The sequence below is a fragment of the Enterobacter sp. 01-M-03-SI-ECC genome (assembly GCF_047530215.1).
Taxonomy (GTDB): domain Bacteria; phylum Pseudomonadota; class Gammaproteobacteria; order Enterobacterales; family Enterobacteriaceae; genus Enterobacter; species Enterobacter chengduensis.
The window spans coordinates 1-1293 of record NZ_JBLKDA010000094.1 but is presented as its reverse complement, the minus strand read 5'-3'; the positions used below and the strand labels follow the sequence as shown (position 1 = coordinate 1293).

Sequence of the window (1293 nt, the reverse complement as noted above, 5' to 3'; positions counted from 1 at the left end):
GGTATGAACCGGAAACATGGGTAACACTTTAGACCGGATACATGGGTAACAGTTATAACTGGCATAGAAGAGGAGACTCGCTATGCCCTGGACTGAGACCCGACCTATGCAACGCCTTGATTTTATCCGTGCCTGCCATGCAGGCACGGACTCCTTCTCCGCTCTTTGCCGCCTTTTTAACATCAGCCGTAAAACCGGCTATAAATGGCTTCAACGTTTTGACCCTTCTGACCTCTCATCTCTCTCTGACCGCTCGCGCGCGCCACGCTCCCGTTCCCGGATGGTTCCTGATGATATCGTCGGTCACCTCACAGCCCTGCGTCAAAAACACCCTGACTGGGGGCCGAAAAAACTGCGGATGTGGCTGCTTAATCATCACGTCGATTTTACCGTACCTGCTGCCAGCACTATCGGCGATATCCTCAAGCGTGAAGGCCTGGTTCCGGATAAAAAGCGAAAACGCAGAACCCCGGGCAATCGCCAGCCCCTGACCGTCATCAGTGAGAACAATCAGGTCTGGAGCGCTGATTTTAAAGGCAAGTTCAGGCTGCTGAGCAGAGAGTACTGCCATCCCTTCACGCTGACCGACAATCACAGCCGGTATCTGCTGAGCTGCCGGGGAACACACCGGGAGAGTGAACCCTTCGTCAGAGAGTGCCTGACAGAGGCGTTCCTGGAATACGGTCTGCCGGAAGTGCTCAGAACCGATAATGGTCAGCCCTTCGCAGGCACGGGAATAGCCGGATTAAGTCGTCTTGCCGTCTGGCTAATCAAGCTGGGCATCAGGCCAGAGCGTATCAGAAAGGGTCATCCGGAAGAAAATGGACGCCATGAGCGAATGCACCGTTCCCTGAAAAGTGCGGTAAAACAGGGCAATACCTTCATGACGATGGAAGAACAACAGCGCTGGTTCACTGACTATCGGGAGGAATTTAACCATGAAAGGCCGCATGAAGCACTGGCGGGTGCAACACCCGGAACGGTATGGCAACCCTCGAACCGGCGCTGGGATGGCCGTGTTCCTGAATATGCTTATCCGGAAGGAGGTACAGTCTACAGGGTGAAATCGAGAGGGACGCTCTATATGGGGAAAAAGGGGACGGTGTTCCTGAGTGAAGCGCTGACGGATGAGTACATCATGCTGGAAGAACAGGATGATGGCCTTGAGGCCATCATCTTTAACGGGATAACGCTTGCGTACTACGACCGAAAAACCCAGAGTGTGATCCGGATAGACTAAAAGTGTTACCTATGTTCCCGGTCTGATCTGTCACCTATGTATCCGGTCATACA

The 1293-nt window shown here is 53.4% G+C and carries 1 protein-coding gene; it reads left to right on the top strand.

All coding sequences use genetic code 11. The annotated features are described in order from the left end of the window. The first annotated feature begins 82 nt into the window (after positions 1-82). Positions 83-1240 (top strand): DDE-type integrase/transposase/recombinase, encoded by a 1158-nt coding sequence (locus ACMWKK_RS26205; protein WP_112781949.1) that lies wholly within the window; start codon positions 83-85, stop codon positions 1238-1240. Positions 1241-1293: the final 53 nt, after the last annotated feature.